Annotated in this window: 13 protein-coding genes and 4 pseudogenes; 5 read left to right on the top strand and 12 right to left on the bottom strand. The window is 34.0% G+C overall.

Annotation, left to right across the window (positions count from 1 at the left end; genetic code table 11):
- Window positions 1-26 precede the first annotated feature (26 nt).
- From OOK97_RS03155 to OOK97_RS07585, 6 genes and pseudogenes are all read right to left on the bottom strand, one after another.
- A pseudogene (locus OOK97_RS03155) lies at window positions 27-221 on the bottom strand (IS256 family transposase); the annotation flags it as partial.
- Window positions 222-300: 79 nt separating this feature from the next.
- Window positions 301-1,563, bottom strand: a pseudogene (locus OOK97_RS03150) (IS4 family transposase).
- Window positions 1,564-1,681: 118 nt separating this feature from the next.
- Window positions 1,682-3,013: a DNA recombination protein RmuC gene (locus OOK97_RS03145; protein ID WP_264705604.1), complete on the bottom strand. Its 1,332-nt coding sequence runs from the start codon at window positions 3,011-3,013 to the stop codon at window positions 1,682-1,684.
- A gap of 173 nt (window positions 3,014-3,186) precedes the next feature.
- Window positions 3,187-4,168 (bottom strand): annotated as a pseudogene (locus tag OOK97_RS07590) (IS3 family transposase).
- Window positions 4,169-4,377: 209 nt separating this feature from the next.
- Window positions 4,378-5,307 (bottom strand): AEC family transporter, encoded by a 930-nt coding sequence (locus tag OOK97_RS03125; protein ID WP_264705602.1) that lies wholly within the window; start codon window positions 5,305-5,307, stop codon window positions 4,378-4,380.
- 304 nt (window positions 5,308-5,611) lie between these two features.
- Window positions 5,612-5,754 (bottom strand): annotated as a pseudogene (locus OOK97_RS07585) (N-acetyltransferase); the annotation flags it as partial.
- A gap of 16 nt (window positions 5,755-5,770) precedes the next feature.
- Here OOK97_RS07585 and OOK97_RS03120 point away from each other — a divergent pair.
- Window positions 5,771-6,940, top strand: a complete 1,170-nt coding sequence (locus OOK97_RS03120; protein WP_264705601.1) for a multidrug effflux MFS transporter — start codon at window positions 5,771-5,773, stop codon at window positions 6,938-6,940.
- A 36-nt stretch (window positions 6,941-6,976) separates the two neighbouring features.
- Here OOK97_RS03120 and OOK97_RS03115 read toward each other — a convergent pair whose 3' ends face one another.
- Window positions 6,977-7,771: a hypothetical protein gene (locus OOK97_RS03115; protein ID WP_264705600.1), complete on the bottom strand. Its 795-nt coding sequence runs from the start codon at window positions 7,769-7,771 to the stop codon at window positions 6,977-6,979.
- Window positions 7,772-7,971: 200 nt separating this feature from the next.
- Window positions 7,972-9,051: a peptide chain release factor 1 gene (prfA, locus tag OOK97_RS03110; RefSeq protein ID WP_007548640.1), complete on the bottom strand. Its 1,080-nt coding sequence runs from the start codon at window positions 9,049-9,051 to the stop codon at window positions 7,972-7,974.
- Window positions 9,052-9,149: 98 nt separating this feature from the next.
- On the opposite strand from prfA, the gene yihA reads away from it, so the two are divergent.
- The 4 genes from yihA (at window position 9,150) to OOK97_RS03090 (ending at window position 12,242) form a co-directional block, all read left to right on the top strand.
- Window positions 9,150-9,743, top strand: a complete 594-nt coding sequence (yihA, locus tag OOK97_RS03105; RefSeq protein ID WP_010962460.1) for a ribosome biogenesis GTP-binding protein YihA/YsxC — start codon at window positions 9,150-9,152, stop codon at window positions 9,741-9,743.
- Window positions 9,744-9,747: 4 nt separating this feature from the next.
- Complete coding sequence (argB, locus tag OOK97_RS03100; protein ID WP_319803572.1) at window positions 9,748-10,659, top strand: acetylglutamate kinase; 912 nt, start codon at window positions 9,748-9,750, stop codon at window positions 10,657-10,659.
- A 422-nt stretch (window positions 10,660-11,081) separates the two neighbouring features.
- Complete coding sequence (gene dut / locus OOK97_RS03095) at window positions 11,082-11,543, top strand: dUTP diphosphatase (RefSeq protein ID WP_006279458.1); 462 nt, start codon at window positions 11,082-11,084, stop codon at window positions 11,541-11,543.
- 78 nt (window positions 11,544-11,621) lie between these two features.
- Window positions 11,622-12,242: a hypothetical protein gene (locus OOK97_RS03090; protein ID WP_264705598.1), complete on the top strand. Its 621-nt coding sequence runs from the start codon at window positions 11,622-11,624 to the stop codon at window positions 12,240-12,242.
- A 516-nt stretch (window positions 12,243-12,758) separates the two neighbouring features.
- On the opposite strand, the gene OOK97_RS07515 is transcribed toward OOK97_RS03090, so the two are convergent.
- The 4 genes from OOK97_RS07515 to yidC are packed head-to-tail and all read right to left on the bottom strand — an operon-like array spanning window position 12,759 to window position 15,542.
- The gene (locus tag OOK97_RS07515; RefSeq protein ID WP_264705597.1) at window positions 12,759-12,899 is read right to left on the bottom strand and encodes a hypothetical protein; all 141 of its coding nucleotides are present in this window, start codon (window positions 12,897-12,899) and stop codon (window positions 12,759-12,761) included.
- A 45-nt stretch (window positions 12,900-12,944) separates the two neighbouring features.
- Window positions 12,945-13,427, bottom strand: a complete 483-nt coding sequence (nusB, locus tag OOK97_RS03080) for a transcription antitermination factor NusB (RefSeq protein WP_264705596.1) — start codon at window positions 13,425-13,427, stop codon at window positions 12,945-12,947.
- Entirely contained in the window at window positions 13,427-13,855 is a 429-nt protein-coding gene (locus OOK97_RS03075) for a 6,7-dimethyl-8-ribityllumazine synthase (protein WP_264705595.1), read from the bottom strand. Before OOK97_RS03075 ends, nusB begins: the two co-directional genes overlap by 1 nt.
- On the bottom strand, window positions 13,833-15,542 hold the full coding sequence (gene yidC / locus OOK97_RS03070; protein WP_264705594.1) for a membrane protein insertase YidC: 1,710 nt from the start codon (window positions 15,540-15,542) through the stop codon (window positions 13,833-13,835). Before yidC ends, OOK97_RS03075 begins: the two co-directional genes overlap by 23 nt.
- Window positions 15,543-15,610 lie beyond the last annotated feature (68 nt).

The following is a 15,610-nucleotide window of genomic DNA, read 5'->3' as shown; positions in this document are numbered from 1 at the left end:
TACTCCACTTCTTCCAACCAAACCCTCTCTTCACTTTCAGCTAATAAGTGATTTTCTATTTCACCTTCCAAACTTGCCTCCAGCAGCTTTTTTATAAATGGTGTAAATGCTCCATCCCTTCCTGTTAATGGTCTGCCTTCCCTTATTGATGACAGTATATTTGCTTCCAGTTCTTTGTAATCTACCAAACCGGTAGTTCTGTTTACTACTTTCTGACTCATTGTCAAACCTCCATTTTTTTATATCAATTTATTACTTTTTTTTCGGTTTGACACACTTTTTTGAACCATACGCGTCAAGTTAAGAGATTGTGAGCAAATTTAGAGAGGTTAAAGTGGATACTCTAGCCCTTCTACGTTTGTCTTTTAATGAAAATCGCGACCAAGTTATAGTGAGTTTTTTAAGAAATACTTTTAAACTATTAATTTTGGTTAATACTAAAAATAACTCTCTAACCCGTCTTTTTAGCTCAATAAATGCCTTTGTTAAGCTAAGTTCTGTATTCTTTTTCACTTCTGTGCAACCAACTATGCCGTGAAATATAAGAATCGCGCACAATTTAGCATATAGTTCACATAATACTCTGCATGGCTTTCCTTTTAGCTTATCAAGCCTGATATGGCTTTTATACAATTTAAATAATTTGCCACCTTACTCTGTAATACTTGCTCAGCACTAATTTTATTTTCTGGAACATTAGTTATACCAGTTCAATAATTTTTGATTTCTTTTAGAGGATCCTGCGATCTTGCTAATCTATTAGCTTTCCTTCTTCTGGCCATATTCAGTTAGTTTCTGACATATAATTCTTACTCTAATTTTTGCTTCTTTTCCTAACAATACCTCGTTTTCTAAAAATCTCTAAACATTCTAATAACTCCATTTTTTGATTTGTTTCTACATCATATACGTTGGTATCGACGACTTATGAAATAAGCTCCTATTTCATTGATTTGTTTAAAAGAACTTGGCACAAAATAACCGAGATCAGATATTAGCAAATCATTGCTTGATATATTACTTAAATGTTTCCTATATCCCTGGTCTGATCTTATTCCCTCCGTTAAATTAAGTTGGTCTATTATCTGATTCATGTAATCGAAAACTAATTGTAACTTTATTCCAGACTTAGTATTGCTTTCATAGCCACTGTAGCTAGTACCATAACCTTTATACATCTCTTCCATACTGTTAGGTAGAGCTACTGTCCAATAATTTAACACTATTAAATTGCTGTAAGATTTTGCAATCAACTTGCAAGATATTTTTAAAGAGAATCACAGATTCATTATACATCCTTTTCATAAATTCCACTGCTTCTTCAGTAAATCTAAAATCCAAACCTTGTTTTGTTATATCTATCGAGTCCTCGTTTAGTAATTGACACATTGTTTCTACGCCACAATTATCAACCCCTATATTACCCAAGACCATGGCTTTTACGAACGATGAACCTTTTAGCTTTCTCTTTCTTTTTATAAACCTTGTTGTAATTGAGATTTTCTCTGCTTTTTCATTAAAAAATTCTTTGAGCTTTTTTGATAAGCAAGTTATTTTATTCATTGGTTCTCTCACTAAAAGTATATCTGGGAGAACTTATACCTTATTATTCTATCTCTTTCATACCTTTATTTCCTTAACTTGACGCGTATGCTTTTTTGAACATTCCCTGTTAAGATGCCTAATCTACTTTCAGCTCCTCAGTATGTAAACTGCGTGGTAAAGACTCTAATTCCTTTGCAGCACTTAAACTTTTATTTTTTGCATGTATACCAAGCTTATTGAATTCTCGAGCAGCAGGAAACACCCTTGCTTCAAGAGAGCCAGCAGTTTTATTATAATGATCAACAGCACTTTTTAAGCTCCTGCGCAAATTATCAAAGTTTTCACCCATTGTGCAAATGCGCTCATATAAAATATGACCTAGTTCACTGATTTTCTTTGCGTTTTCAGCTATCATCTCTTGCTTCCATCCATACGCTATTGCTCTCAGCAACGCAATTAGAGTGATCGGTGTTGCAATGATCACTTTTTTTTCCACTCCAATCTCTATCAAAGCAGGCTCATATTCCAGTGCTGCGCTAAAAACCCCCTCCCCTGTTAAGAAAAGCACCACAAGTTCTGGCGTATTTTCAAATTGATTCCAATACTCTTTTTTACCCAAATCATTTATGTGTTTTTTTATTGCCAGGGAATGGTTCTTTAATTTCTCCTTTTGTATTTGCAAATCATTTTGTGATATAGCATCCATGTAAGAATCAAGCGGCACTTTAGCATCTATTATTATTTGCTTTCCAGATGGCATTTTAATTATTAAATCAGGACGCAATAAATTATCCTCATTTTTATCAATCACTGAGGCTTGAGTAAAAAAATCGCAATATTCAATCATTCCCGCCATTTCTACCACCCTTTTGAGCTGCATTTCACCCCACTTTCCTCTGATGTGAGGCTTTCTCAAGGCATTAGCAAGGCTGGAAGTTTGGTTCATCAGCGCTCCAATTTGCTCCTTTAAACCTTCATAGGCCCCTACCCTCTCTTTTTCTAGCTCGCGTATTTCATTATCGAATTTTTCTAATTTTTCTTTTATTGGCGTTACAACTTCGTTGATCGTTGCTTGTCTTTTTTTGAAATCGCTTTCCGTTTCTTTTAATTTGTTATCAATGACTTCCTTTGCTAAGTTCAGAAAATTATTGTTATTTGTTTGCAAAGCATCAAGAGAGAGCGCTTTAAAAGTGTTTGTTAATCTCTCCTCTGCTTTTGTTAGTAATTCTATTTCCTTTTTCTTTTCCTCACGTTCTTTTTGCAGAGTTACTTCAAGTTCTGCTCTTTTGACCCTTAAATCAACTATTTCTTCATTCTTCGTAAGCAAAGTTTGCTTTGTTTCTTGAAGTTCTTGCTCTAATTTACATAAATTACCCTCAAGGTTTGCTTTCTTTTCGCTCAGTTTTTTTACGATAATGTAGAAAAATAGTAATAGAGAGACAACCAGAGCTATAGAATTGAAAAGCATCAGAATAAAAAAGCTGTATTTACAATTCTATATGATTTTTGTGTGTATAAGAAAGAAAAAAGGAGCACCTAAAGAGGTGACCTTACCCAGAAAAAGCAGAGAGAAAGTTAAGACGTTTTTATCATGAGAATAAATTGTGCAGGAATGCAATAGTTAATAGTAGAATGTCTACGTTATTTGTTATAAAAGATTTCTATGTATTCAAATATGGCAGTTCTGGTTTGTTGAGCGAGAAGTATCAATAAGCAGCTCCCTTTTAAGTGAACTTTTCTGCAACAGAGTTATCGTAACAACAGCCCTTATGGCTCATGCTGGAAATGATGTTTTTTGTATTCAATAGAAATTGGTAATTTTGAGAGGTATACTGTGACCCTTGATCGCTATGTAACAGCAGATTTTTATCGGGTTTGCGTTTATCAACGGCCATCAATAAAGAATCTATAACTAATTATCATGTTACTCATTAACCACCATGCGTGAATATAGGTCAATTATTGCCGCCAACAACCTTCTTTAGTTTTTATGTAGGTAATCCCAAACTTTATTTGGCTGATCAGTAGTAAAATTTTGATCCAATGTGTTCGGAGCCACAACTCGGTTGCTTATTTGCTGTTTTTTATTTTTGAACCTTCGTCTAAGCTTGGTTTTAATGCCATTTTCTTGCATAACACTTTGTACTGTTTTAATTTTTGCCTAAAGCTTTTAATTCAGCGTGAATTTTAGGAGCTCCATATCTGCATTTAGAAGCTTGATGTATTTTTTGAATATCTGCTAGAAGCCCTTCTTTTGCTAATTCTTTACTGCTTTTTTCCTTAGCAACCAATACCACCAGTACAAAACCCTACATAGTTCCTGTGTTTTATAGCAATTTCTATATAAAAGAATACTTTACTCTTTTTCTTTGCCCAGGGCTTTTTTTAAAATGTCTCTTTCTCTTGTTAGTTCTTTTTTTTAGATCAAATCTTTCTTTGTCATAAGGAGCCTTTGCCTGGAAATGCGTATGCTCCAGACATTTTTCCATCATATTTTCTTACTTAACATACTACCATCTATACCTAGATCTTTTGCTATTTTTGTACTTGCTTGACCTGTTTCTTTAACCAGCTTAACAGCTTCTAATTTGAATTCTGCTGTATATTCTCTTCTATTTGTCATATTTTGAAAAAACGTTTTATTTTACTCCAAAAACGTCTTAACTTTCTCTCTACTTTTTCTGGGTAAGGTCAATTTACCGCCGCGGCGCTAACTAGTAGCGGGATGACGGGTTACCAAATTGTAGAAGTTGCTTTAGCTATAAATTCAAGTTTTATCAATGTCTTGTGTTGTTACCCAAATAATGGTTGTGCAAGCGCTTAATTTTTTGATCAAAAAGGAACAAGTTTAGTAAAAAATAATGATATTATTAGTGGAACATAAAACAGTCCCACTGCAGTACTGATTAGAAGCAACAGAGTAGCTTTATCTGGTTGATAATTCAAAATATTAGCAAGTATTATACTGGACCCAGAAAGTGGAATAATAGCCAGCAACATCAGTGCTTTATATATGCTCTCATCGTATATACCTATAACATGCTTGTCTAAAAGGACAATTCCTAAAACAAACAGTGGCCAGAATACGTACTTTGCTGTAATAGTGATCAAAGCAAGCTTCCAATCTATTTTAAAGCTTGCAATATTCGCAATGCTCACTCCAAGTAGCACCATTCCTAATGTGACAAATGTACTTCTAATATTCATCATAACATCTGTTAAAAAAGTAGGTATTTGTATATCGTATATACTTAAAAAGAAGCCCAGAACCATCGCATAAAGCGAAGGAAGTTTGAACAACTTTAATATGCATTCTTTTGCGGTATAAATACCATTTGCAGCTATGTAAAATCCTAAGCTGTTTTCAAATAGCGCCATTCCTATATAACAAACAACATATACAGATACTGAATCTTCATCAAATAAAGCCATGGCAATCGGCAGGCCAAAATAACCCATACTTGTGCTACCCGAGCTAAATGCTAATATGTTTCTCGTGTTATCCTTAAATAAAAAAGAAGAAAGATAATACACTGATAAGGACATAGTGCTACCTATAAACCATATCAAAATCGGCAGAGAAATTACTTTTAAGTTAACTTCTGTATGAGAGACTCCATATAAAATCACTATTGGATTAGCTATATAAAAAAGTATTTGAGATATAGTGTTTCTATCAATTTTAAGATATTTTCCTGCTAAGTAACCAATAAATATTGTAATATAAATAGGTAATATTTTGAGAAAAAGAGTAAAGAACATACTAGCCTATTGTGATACTTTTGACTGATAAAGTGATATTAGATCTTAAGGTATTATAAAAGTAAACAAAATTTATTTTCCAATTTATCCAGCTCATAGTTAATTAAATTAGTGCCAAAATTTGTTTTTACATAGGACTTAAGAATGACATTTTTATGATAAAATTATGTTAAGTTTCTGTAAAGCTTCTTGCATATTTTTGAATAATGACATATTTACTAAAAATTAAACTGCTTGTAGTAATTTAGACGGACTGTTGAAAAAGTAAGAGGAAATAAGTAAAGTTAGGACAGAGAGTAAGAGCTTTAACATAGTTGTCGTATTTTTCTTTAATTAACCCTAGTGTCCAATTTATCCACCATTCCTTCACATGAGGTGTTTCTAACCATTTTAATAACAGTAAAAAATGTTTTCTTTCAACGCTTTAAATGTGATATTTTTATTCATTAATTAAAAATCTCAAATGTTACTACCATTTCTGTTAATCCTGTCTCTCATTGCCAAGTTCATTGAAATTGACATTTCCGTACCTAGTTTTCCTGATATGGTGCGCTATTTTAACGTATCAGAAGGAACAATTCAATTAACTATTGCTTATAATTTTTTAGGCTTTTGCATAGGAGGGTTGTTTTTCGGTCCATTGTCTGAATGCTACGGCAGAAGGAGAATTATGATCATAGGTAACACTTTGTTATTAATCGGCGCTGTTGGTTGTGTTTTTGCACCGTCGATTTTTTGGCTTTTAATCTCTCGCTTTGTTCAGGGCATTGGTGTCAGCACATCTGTAGTTGTGTTTGCAATCGTTGCAGACAGCTATAAAGGTGACGAAGCGGTGAAATTTATTGGAATCATGAATTCTGTTCTAACAGTTGTCATGGCAATTGCGCCAGTGTTAGGCAGTTTCATCAATGAAATTGTAGGATGGCGTGGTAATTATGCAACTGTTGCAATACTTTGTTTGATCTCTTGGGTTTTGCTGCTTTTAGCGTTACCAGAAACAAAAAAGGACCGCGATATTTTCAGTTTGAAAAAAACGATGAAAGATTACAGAAAACTACTATCTAATCCGAGGTTTGTTACGTTGTCTTTGATGTCAAGCCTCTTTTCTGCCGCTTATATGTCATTCATTACTTGTGGACCTTTTCTGTATATGAAGACTTTTGGTTTATCTAGCACTATTTATGCACTACATCAAGGTGCAATAGTTGGGTGCTTCTCACTCATTAGTCTATTTGCTGGCAAAATCTTGCAGAAACTTGGAGAAATATGGTGTGTAATTTCTGGCACGAGCGTGGGTGCTATTGGGTCTCTATTGCTTGTAATATTCAGTATAATTGTACCCCACTCTTTCTACTTAGTAACACTGTCTATGATTATTTTTTCTATCGGTTGTGCAATTTGCCAGGCAGTGATTTTTAATGCATCAATAAATGTTTTCCCTGAAATTAAAGGCACAGCTTCTTCTGCAGTTTCATTTATTAGAGCTTTTATCATGGCTATTTTTATCGGCTTAACAAGCTACGTTTACAATGGTCAGGCAATCAGTGTAGCTGTTCTTGTTTTATCCGTGATAGTACTAGAACTTATTTTTACTGTCTATTTATTGTTTTCAAGGTCTGGAGAAGATCTATAATTATTGGTATATAGATCTTCTTATTTTCAGTTATTATTATAATATGTGTTGGCGCTTTGCTACTGGTTCTATGTGTATTTCTTCCAACTCATCTAGTCTATCAAACTTTTCTAATATTGAGAGTTGAAGACTACTTGATGGCTGCTCTCCATTCACCCAGGAAATCAATTCACCGCATGATTGATTCTCCAAATCGACGATACAATTGCCCATAAGAGTAGATTTTGGAACGACGCTTCTGGGATTCAACCCATATTGATCAGCTGTCTCCTCTAACGGAGCAGAATTTGAAAGGAAATTTATTAAATTATTTAACGTTGAAAATTCATCCTGAAAAGATCTCTTTCTTTTTTGCGCTAACGATTCATTACCTAAACTGTCTGTATTGGAGTTTTCGGTTCTTAGCTTGCTTGAACCCTCTTTATTGTTTGAGTAAAAATTCCTTGGGATAAACCGAACTCTGGCCGTTACCTTTGTTTCTAAATATACCTTATAGTCTTCTTTTTGCTGAGAATCTAATTCATTAGATAGAGTTTTAAATAAAGCAAGTTTATGAGTAGAGATATTTCTCAATACACTGAACGCAAAATCTTGATTCTTTTCGAGTAGATCACGAAATATGCTAACAGCTTGATCTTTTGCCACTACTACCAGTATAAAAGACATAGCCATAGCATGACCATTCAGTGTTGTTATGTTAAGGTAACACTGTTTATGGTCGTTACTGAGGCTATTAAACGTCTCTCTAAATTTGTTTATTTGCACGCGGTTCGCTGAATCGTTTAATTTTTGAATTACTTCATCACTTATATCACTAGTACTATTATGCATTTCTTTACTACTATTATTAGTTAGTACATTAATATTATATTATTATTCATCAAGAAATCAATAGAAATATTTGAAAAAAATAGATTAGTCTTAGCATTAAGTGTTAGGGGGTTTGAAATCTCTGTGAAAAGAACTACAAGCAGAGTACGTGTATAAGCCTGTTTTGATTAAAAAACAATTGCAGAATTGTTTAATCAATTTTAACTCTCTCCGGCCAATCTTTCTGCTTCATTACGTGAGATTAGTGCCTCAATAAATTCATCTAGTTCGCCTTCTTTTATGATCTGCTCTAGCCGATGTGAAGTTAGATTAATTCTATGATCTGTTATTCTTGATTGTGGAAAATTATATGTTCTTATGCGTTCGGAACGATCTCCGGAGCCAATCTGACTTTTCCTCATTGTTGACCTTTCCATTTCTTTTTTTTGTCTTTCAATTTCGTATAGCCTTGCCCTCAATACTTTGAGCGCTTTAGCTTTATTTTTGTGCTGCGATTTTTCATCTTGCTGTATCACAACTATCCCTGTTGGCAAGTGGGTGACCCTTACTGCGCTGTCAGTTGTATTCACTGATTGCCCTCCAGGACCACTGGATCTATAAACATCTATGCGTAAGTCTTTTTCTTCTATTTTAAAGTCAACTTCTTCTACTTCAGGTAATATCGCAACAGTAGCGGCAGAGGTATGCAACCTTCCTGAGGATTCAGTTTCTGGCACTCTCTGTACTCTGTGCACCCCTGATTCAAATTTCAACCTTGCAAAAACTTCTGTTCCATTAATGAGTGCAGAAGCTTCCTTATAGCCACCTATACCTGTATTAGAAATGCTTATTGGCTCGAACTTCCAATTTCTTCTTTCTGCATATTTTTGATACATACGAAATAACATTGCTGCAAATAATGCTGCTTCTTCTCCGCCTGTACCTGCTCTAATTTCTAATATTGCATTTCTTGAGTCATCTTCATCTTTGGGCAATAATGCTAACTTTAATTTTGCTTTTATTTTTGGTAATAATACCTTGTGCTTTTCGAAAAATTCTTCTTTTGCTAACTCTTTTATATCACCTTCGCTGTTTTCATCTTTCATTATTTCTTCTAAGTCTGAAATTTCCTCTTTCAGCGTGTTATATTCATCAATTATCTTGATTATTGGCCTGAGCTCAGAGTATTCCTTTGAAAGGGTAATGAATTCTTTTTGACTTAAATTGGTAGGATTTTCCAAATTCCTCTCTATATCATTAAATTTTTTCTTTAAGTCTTGTAAATTATTTTCCATATCCATATAGCACAGATCTAGCTAAGTAATATATACTGAAATAAAAAATTTCTTATATCAAGCAATAACACTATAATATACCTACTACCTTCTAGTTGAATATAATGGCAAAACAGATAACATCAAACTGCAATTTCATATTTGGAGCTTCGGACATAAAATCATTACCAAATGAGTCGGCTCCAGAGATTGCGTTTGCTGGTAGATCAAATGTAGGAAAATCCAGTCTGATCAACTTACTGATAAACAGCAAAAAAGCTGCCAGAGTTTCCTCTAAACCTGGATGCACTAGACAAATAAATTTTTACTCTATGTACGATGATAAGTTCAGACTTGTTGATCTACCAGGGTATGGCTACTCTCATGCAGGCAAGGAGGAAATTATACAATATTTAAACTTAATTGAGTATTATCTAATTCAAAGAGAAAATCTAAGAAGAGTGTTTGTGTTGATAGATAGCAAGGTAGGATTAAAAGAAATAGACAAAGACTTCATTTATTGGTTAATATATAATAACATTAACTTTAACATTGTGCTAACAAAAATAGATAAAGTAAGTCAAAAAAGCTTAGGTGCTGTTATAGAAGATATTCAAAAATGGATTAATAATGAGAATGTGTCAATTCATCAAATGAGCATCCGTGTTAAGCATAAAATAACCAAGGTAAGAGATGAGTTTTTCAAGTTTACAAGATAAAAAAATGAAGAGTAGTGAATTTTTAAAGGGTGAGGTATCATTTGAACAAAAAGCAGAAATATTACTTGAAGTGCTATCTAACATACCTAGCTTTGTAGGCGAGACTTTTGTCATTAAATGCGGTGGTACAATAATCTTAGATGAAACACTATTTAATACTTTTGTGCATAATGTTGTCTTGTTGAAGCAGCTTGGTATAAATCCGGTAATAATTCATGACGGAGAATATGAAATTAACTCAGTGTTAAAAATGCTGGATATGAACAGTAAGTTTGTGAATGGTATCAGACTTACAGACAAAGACACTATGAAAATCATTGAAATGGCACTGTGTGGTTCAATTAATAAAAAAATTGTTCAGTATATAAATTCTGCTGGTGGTTCAGCTATTGGATTATGTGGAAAAGATGGTAACTTAATTAAAGCCGAAAAAATAACCGCTACGCTTAGAGAAGATAGATCAAATAATATCGAAAAGATATTAGACATGGGGTTCATCGGTAGACCCACTGAAATCAATCCTGATATATTATTTTTTATTGAAGAATCAGATTTTATACCAGTTATTGCACCAATTGGTCATGGAAAAGATGGGGAAACGTATCATATTGATGCCGATAGCACTGCAAGCGCAATTGCAATTGCAGTTTCTGCATCTAAAATGATAATCTTGAGTGACACAGATGAAGAAATAGATAAAATTGGTGGCAGGAAGATATCTGTTAAAAGTTTAAATGCATCGATTGATTGTGGGCAAATTAAAGGGGAAAAATTTATTGAAAGGCTTATGACATACGTTAAAATGGCGGAGGAATGTGCTGGAGTTGTTCACATAGTTGATGGTAGAATACCTAACATTATGCTTGATTTATTTACTGAGAATAATTCAAGCATATCGATTGTGAGTGATTTATAGCTATACTGCTTACAACTACACGAATACCAAGAGGGTGTCATTCAAGTAGCTGACACTGGAATGACAGCAATCTACGTCATACCGCGATTCATTCGCGGTATCTCTAGATCCCGCTAACAAGTAGCGGGATGACGGTTGTCAGGGTGTCATCCCAGCGCCCTTATGATGTCATCCCAGTGCCCAGACACTGGGATCCAGAAGACTTAATTTCAACCAAGTGGCTGCATAATAAGGACTAGATTCCAGACTGGAATAACATCATAGGAGCACTGGGATGACAAAAAAAGGAGCACTGAACTTGTCAAGGAATTTTATGGCCTAGCGTCACGCGCTGGAATGACATCATTTACGATGTAACATTTATCACTTTTGCAGATACAATTTACATGCTATAATTGAGTCTTCATAGATGGTAAATTGGAGTGCAAAGAAGTAAAATTAAAGTAGAAATAAAAAGATTATCACACGGAGAAGACTTGTCTCTTCCATGTTATGCAACTACGCAGAGTGCTGGCATGGATCTTTATGCTGCATTGAATGATTCTGCTGTTTTAAATCCACTTGAAAGATTACTTGTTCCAACTGGAATTGTGATTGCAATACCAAACGGTTTTGAGGGGCAAATCCGCCCACGTTCTGGTCTTGCTGCAAAACATGGAATCACTGTCTTAAATTCTCCGGGCACTATAGACTCTGATTATCGAGGTGAAGTTAAAATTTGTCTAATTAATCTAAGTAATCAGCCATACGAAATAAAAAGAGGAGATAGAATCGCACAAATCCTTATCTCTCCTGTATCTCAGGTAATTTGGGATGACAGAGAAGAATTCTGCGCAGAAGAAACCGGTCGCAATGCAGGGGGCTTTGGCTCAAGTGGCAGGTAACTTACGGAAAAGCTTGACTATGACAATTTTTTTATACATAATTTAAGCATATTAATATTTTATTAAATGAAGTCGTTTATGCTAACTTTCAAAAATCATTGTGGCCAGCTCCACAAAGCAAACACTGTATTTGTTGCATTTACTGCTATATACGTTATAGGTGGATTAGCAATACTTTCAACACCGCTTTGGAGGCCTTCAACTTGCAAGCTAGCAGCTTTTGCAGCTACACCACTTGGAATGGGCGTTTTAGCATTTGTTGCTGCTGCGCTGACTTATTTAGCAATATATGCTATCAGCAAAAATAACGAAATATCTGAGTTGAAAGCTCTGAAGGTTATTAAGGATGGGTTGCTAGTAACAGAAGACGCATTTAGGGAAATTGTAAGAAATAACCAAGTTAAAGATGAAGAAGGTAAGGTAGAAAAGGATAAACATTATATAGACTTCAGCTTAGAAGGCAAGAACTACCGTATTATTGTTGATATTGATCAGCTTACCAAGACGCTAGGCAATACTTTACTCTTCAAGATAGATTCACTAAAAGAGAAAAACGATGAAGGTAAGTTCGAGGCAGTAAATGAAACAAAGTGGAGTAAAACATTAGGTTTAGACAAAGATGGTGCTAAAGAGGTTAACACTTATTTAGGCCAACTTATTTCTGTTGAACAAGTTGCTTCTCAACAACAGACAGTATAGCCAAGTGAAATAAAAGAGGTAAATTAAGTCTGCCTCTTTGTTTTTTTAGTGTCGGTTACTCAAATTCATTATGGGAATGTATCCGTTCAGCAGAGTGGCAAAGTAGGTAGGCAAGATAAACTAAAAAATCAAGAAAAAGTGAGTGTACAACAAATGGTGTCATGCAAGTAGCTGACACTGGTTCACTTTATGATGGTGTCATCCCAGTGCTTGACACTGGGATGGCTTTGTTGCATCGCTACTTATGAAAGGCTAACTATAATTAGGATTATAAGCAACTTATTGAAAATCTTGTTTTTTTGCAATCAATCTGATCAAATTTAAGAATAGTAATTTGTTATTTATATTAATAAATTTAATTCTATTGAAAATAGCTAAAGCATTGAAATTCTTGAATTTTAGCCGGATTAGTGAGTGGTAGTGAAATTTCTTTTACTCAAATTTAGGTATTCACTGACCGTTCTTGTTGTAAATACCAGAATAATAAGCTACTGATATTCTCCACCTTTTTTATCTTTAATCCATCATAGCTAGCGATGCAACAAAGCCCACTGGGATCCAGAAAAATTGACTGTGCACTATACAACATTTTCGATCAAAAGCTGGATCCCAGTGTCTGGGCACTGGGATGACACCCTCCTGGTAGACAACGTTCATACAGCAGCTACTCGGATGACACCCTGTGTTTGCTGGCTATAATTGCTAAGGATTTTTATTTAATTTAACTGCATCTTTTGCCTTATCCAATAACCCATTAATAAAGCCAATTTCGCTTGGTTTATCAAGTAAATCAGATGCAATGTTAGTATATTCATTAATGACAACTGGAACTGGCGTATCGCAATTAATCAACTCACATATTGCAACACGCAAAATAGATAAGCTTATGAGATTTAACCGTGAAAGGGACCAGCTTGGGTGTAAGTAAGACTCTATTATTTTATCATATTCTTCACTGCTTTTTATAACCTTATATAACAAGTTTTCTAAGAACTGATGTTCAAATTCTTCACATTCAAATATATCTTTCAACTTATTTATGTAGTCCTTAAGCTCACAATTTTCCAGTTTAAAAGTGCTTTTGTTGTAACCTACGAAAATATTTGAATAAGCAATTTGTACAGCAAGAAATCTTGCCGTGCTTCTTTTTATGCGCCACTTTTTATCTACTGGTTTTTCCTCCATTATTTTAATTTATTGTGTAAATCTATCATATGCAAAACAGTTGAGGCTGCATGGCCACCAACGTTCTTTTTGTTTTTATCAGCTCTAACTAGTGCTTTATCTTTGCTGTCAGCGGTAATTACACCCATACCAAGGGGTATTGCATAATGCATAACAACCTCATTTAAGCCTTCAATTACTCCTTTACAAACATATTGATAATGATCGGTTTCACCGCGAATTACGCACCCAAGAGCTAAATAACCATCATAATTAGTATGCCCACTCTTGACTGCAAAAAGAATTGTAGCTGGTATCTCAAATGTACCAGGAACCTCAACTACATCGTAACTGGCATTACTGCCTTTTAATTTATCAATTGCACCTTCAAGCAAAAGGTTCGCTATTTCAGTATAATAAATCGAATTAACTATTAGTATTCTCGACATTTACTACCACTTTTTTTGTTAAAAACAACTTTATTAATGACTGTTGAATTAGAGTTATAATATTACTAAATATCCAATATATTACCAGGCCGGCAGGAAAAGAAGAAAAAATAAAGACAGAAATGTAAGGTAAAAACTTCATAACATTTACTTGAATATCATCTTTACTGGTTTGATCTTTCTCACTTAGCTTCTGCTGAATTATCATGGTGGCACCGAAAATTATAGGTAAAATGCCTATAGAAATAGGAAAGTTATAATTAAACAACCCAAATAATGTAAAGATGTTCGTTGGGTCAGGAGCTGAAAGATCCTTAATCCATAAAAAAAAAGGAGCATGCCTCATCTCTATAGTAACAAATAATACTTTATATAGAGCAAAAAATACCGGTATTTGTATTAGCATGGGAAAAATGTTCGACATTGGGTTTACGTTGTTTCTCTTAAACAATGCAATTGTCTCTTTATGCTGCTTTAAGCTGTCATTTTTATACAACTCTTTTACACGAGTTAGCTCAGGCTGCAAGCTTTTCACCTTGAACATTGAAACATATGATCTATTAGATAAAGGAAGCATCAAAAGTTTGATTACTAAAGTCAGCAATAATATTGCTAAGCCAAAATTCTTTAAAACGAAGTTAAAGTATTCAAGCAGTAAAAACACTGGCTTGGTTATAAAATAAAGAACACCAAAATCTACAGCTTTATCAAATAAAGGTATATTGAGAGTATCCTTGTAAGAATCCAGTAAATTCAACTTTTTTGCTCCAGCAAAAAAATAATTCACATTAGAAGTGCTTGCACCAGGAAGTATGCTCTTGTAAGGTTTGACAAAATCTACTTGGAATTTATCAGTATTATTAACGTTCGTGTGTTTAATGCTTGCATTTATTTTATCGAATTTCTCAGGTATGATGGCTGTAAGCCAGTATTTATCAGCAAAACCAAACCAATTTTTTTCACTTGCACTTGCTTTTATTAAATGTTTCTTAGAGACATCCTTATATGTCCACTCCTCTAGTTTATTATCAAATGCACCCAGAACTCCTTCATGGGATATCCAATAAGATTCGTTGATATTGTCACGTTTACGGTTAATTTTACCATAAGGAACCAAAACTACATTATCTTTTGTGTTATTTTCAACAATCTGCTCAATTTTAAACATGTAGTTATCGTCAAGGCTAATTTTCATTTTAAACACAATGCCATTCTCATTGTCCCAAAATAAAATTACCTCTCTTTGATTGAGTTTATCTGCTTGCCAGACTGTCTTAGAATCTGGAACTTTAATCTTTTTATTCGGATCGAGCCACCCAAATTCTGCGAAATATACATCTTTTGATTCTGCAGGTGACAGTAACACCACTTGTGGAGAAGAAGAACTCGGTTCTAAGTGGTAATTAGTTAAAATTAAGTCATCAAACCTTGCACCTTTCAGAGAAATTGATCCTTTAATCATGTTATTGGTTAAACTAACCCTCTGTTCTCGAGTAGAATTAATAATTTCAGAACGATTTTGGTGTATTATAGGAGCAAGGTCGTTAAAAGATTCGATATGTTCAATATTTTCAATCAATGGCTGATTTTGGTTTGCACTAAAAAAATTATCATAAATAATACGCCAAGATACCATGATCAACATGGAAAGGATAGCTGCTAAAATTAAACTTTTTGCTTCTGACATGAAATTAAATCAAACATATCTTCTTAAAGTGTATACTAAATATTGTACTAAAACAATGAAATTTACTT

Source organism: Wolbachia endosymbiont (group A) of Gymnosoma rotundatum, assembly GCF_947250765.1.
Taxonomy (GTDB): Bacteria; Pseudomonadota; Alphaproteobacteria; order Rickettsiales; family Anaplasmataceae; genus Wolbachia; species Wolbachia pipientis.
Note: the sequence above shows the minus strand (reverse complement) of the source record. Positions and strands in the feature narration are given on the sequence as shown.

What these genes read in the sequence shown, in the direction of transcription:
- OOK97_RS03115 (WP_264705600.1), bottom strand. Translation starts at nt 7,771, where the DNA reads ATGCATAATAGTACTAGTGATATAAGTGATGAAGTAATTCAAAAATTA.
- argB (WP_319803572.1), top strand. Translation starts at nt 9,748, where the DNA reads ATGAAGAGTAGTGAATTTTTAAAGGGTGAGGTATCATTTGAACAAAAA.
- OOK97_RS03075 (WP_264705595.1), bottom strand. Translation starts at nt 13,855, where the DNA reads ATGTCGAGAATACTAATAGTTAATTCGATTTATTATACTGAAATAGCG.
- OOK97_RS03090 (WP_264705598.1), top strand. Translation starts at nt 11,622, where the DNA reads ATGCTAACTTTCAAAAATCATTGTGGCCAGCTCCACAAAGCAAACACT.
- OOK97_RS07515 (WP_264705597.1), bottom strand. Translation starts at nt 12,899, where the DNA reads ATGAACGTTGTCTACCAGGAGGGTGTCATCCCAGTGCCCAGACACTGG.
- OOK97_RS03125 (WP_264705602.1), bottom strand. Translation starts at nt 5,307, where the DNA reads ATGTTCTTTACTCTTTTTCTCAAAATATTACCTATTTATATTACAATA.
- OOK97_RS03145 (WP_264705604.1), bottom strand. Translation starts at nt 3,013, where the DNA reads ATGCTTTTCAATTCTATAGCTCTGGTTGTCTCTCTATTACTATTTTTC.
- yidC (WP_264705594.1), bottom strand. Translation starts at nt 15,542, where the DNA reads ATGTCAGAAGCAAAAAGTTTAATTTTAGCAGCTATCCTTTCCATGTTG.
- prfA (WP_007548640.1), bottom strand. Translation starts at nt 9,051, where the DNA reads ATGGATATGGAAAATAATTTACAAGACTTAAAGAAAAAATTTAATGAT.
- yihA (WP_010962460.1), top strand. Translation starts at nt 9,150, where the DNA reads ATGGCAAAACAGATAACATCAAACTGCAATTTCATATTTGGAGCTTCG.
- OOK97_RS03120 (WP_264705601.1), top strand. Translation starts at nt 5,771, where the DNA reads ATGTTACTACCATTTCTGTTAATCCTGTCTCTCATTGCCAAGTTCATT.
- nusB (WP_264705596.1), bottom strand. Translation starts at nt 13,427, where the DNA reads ATGGAGGAAAAACCAGTAGATAAAAAGTGGCGCATAAAAAGAAGCACG.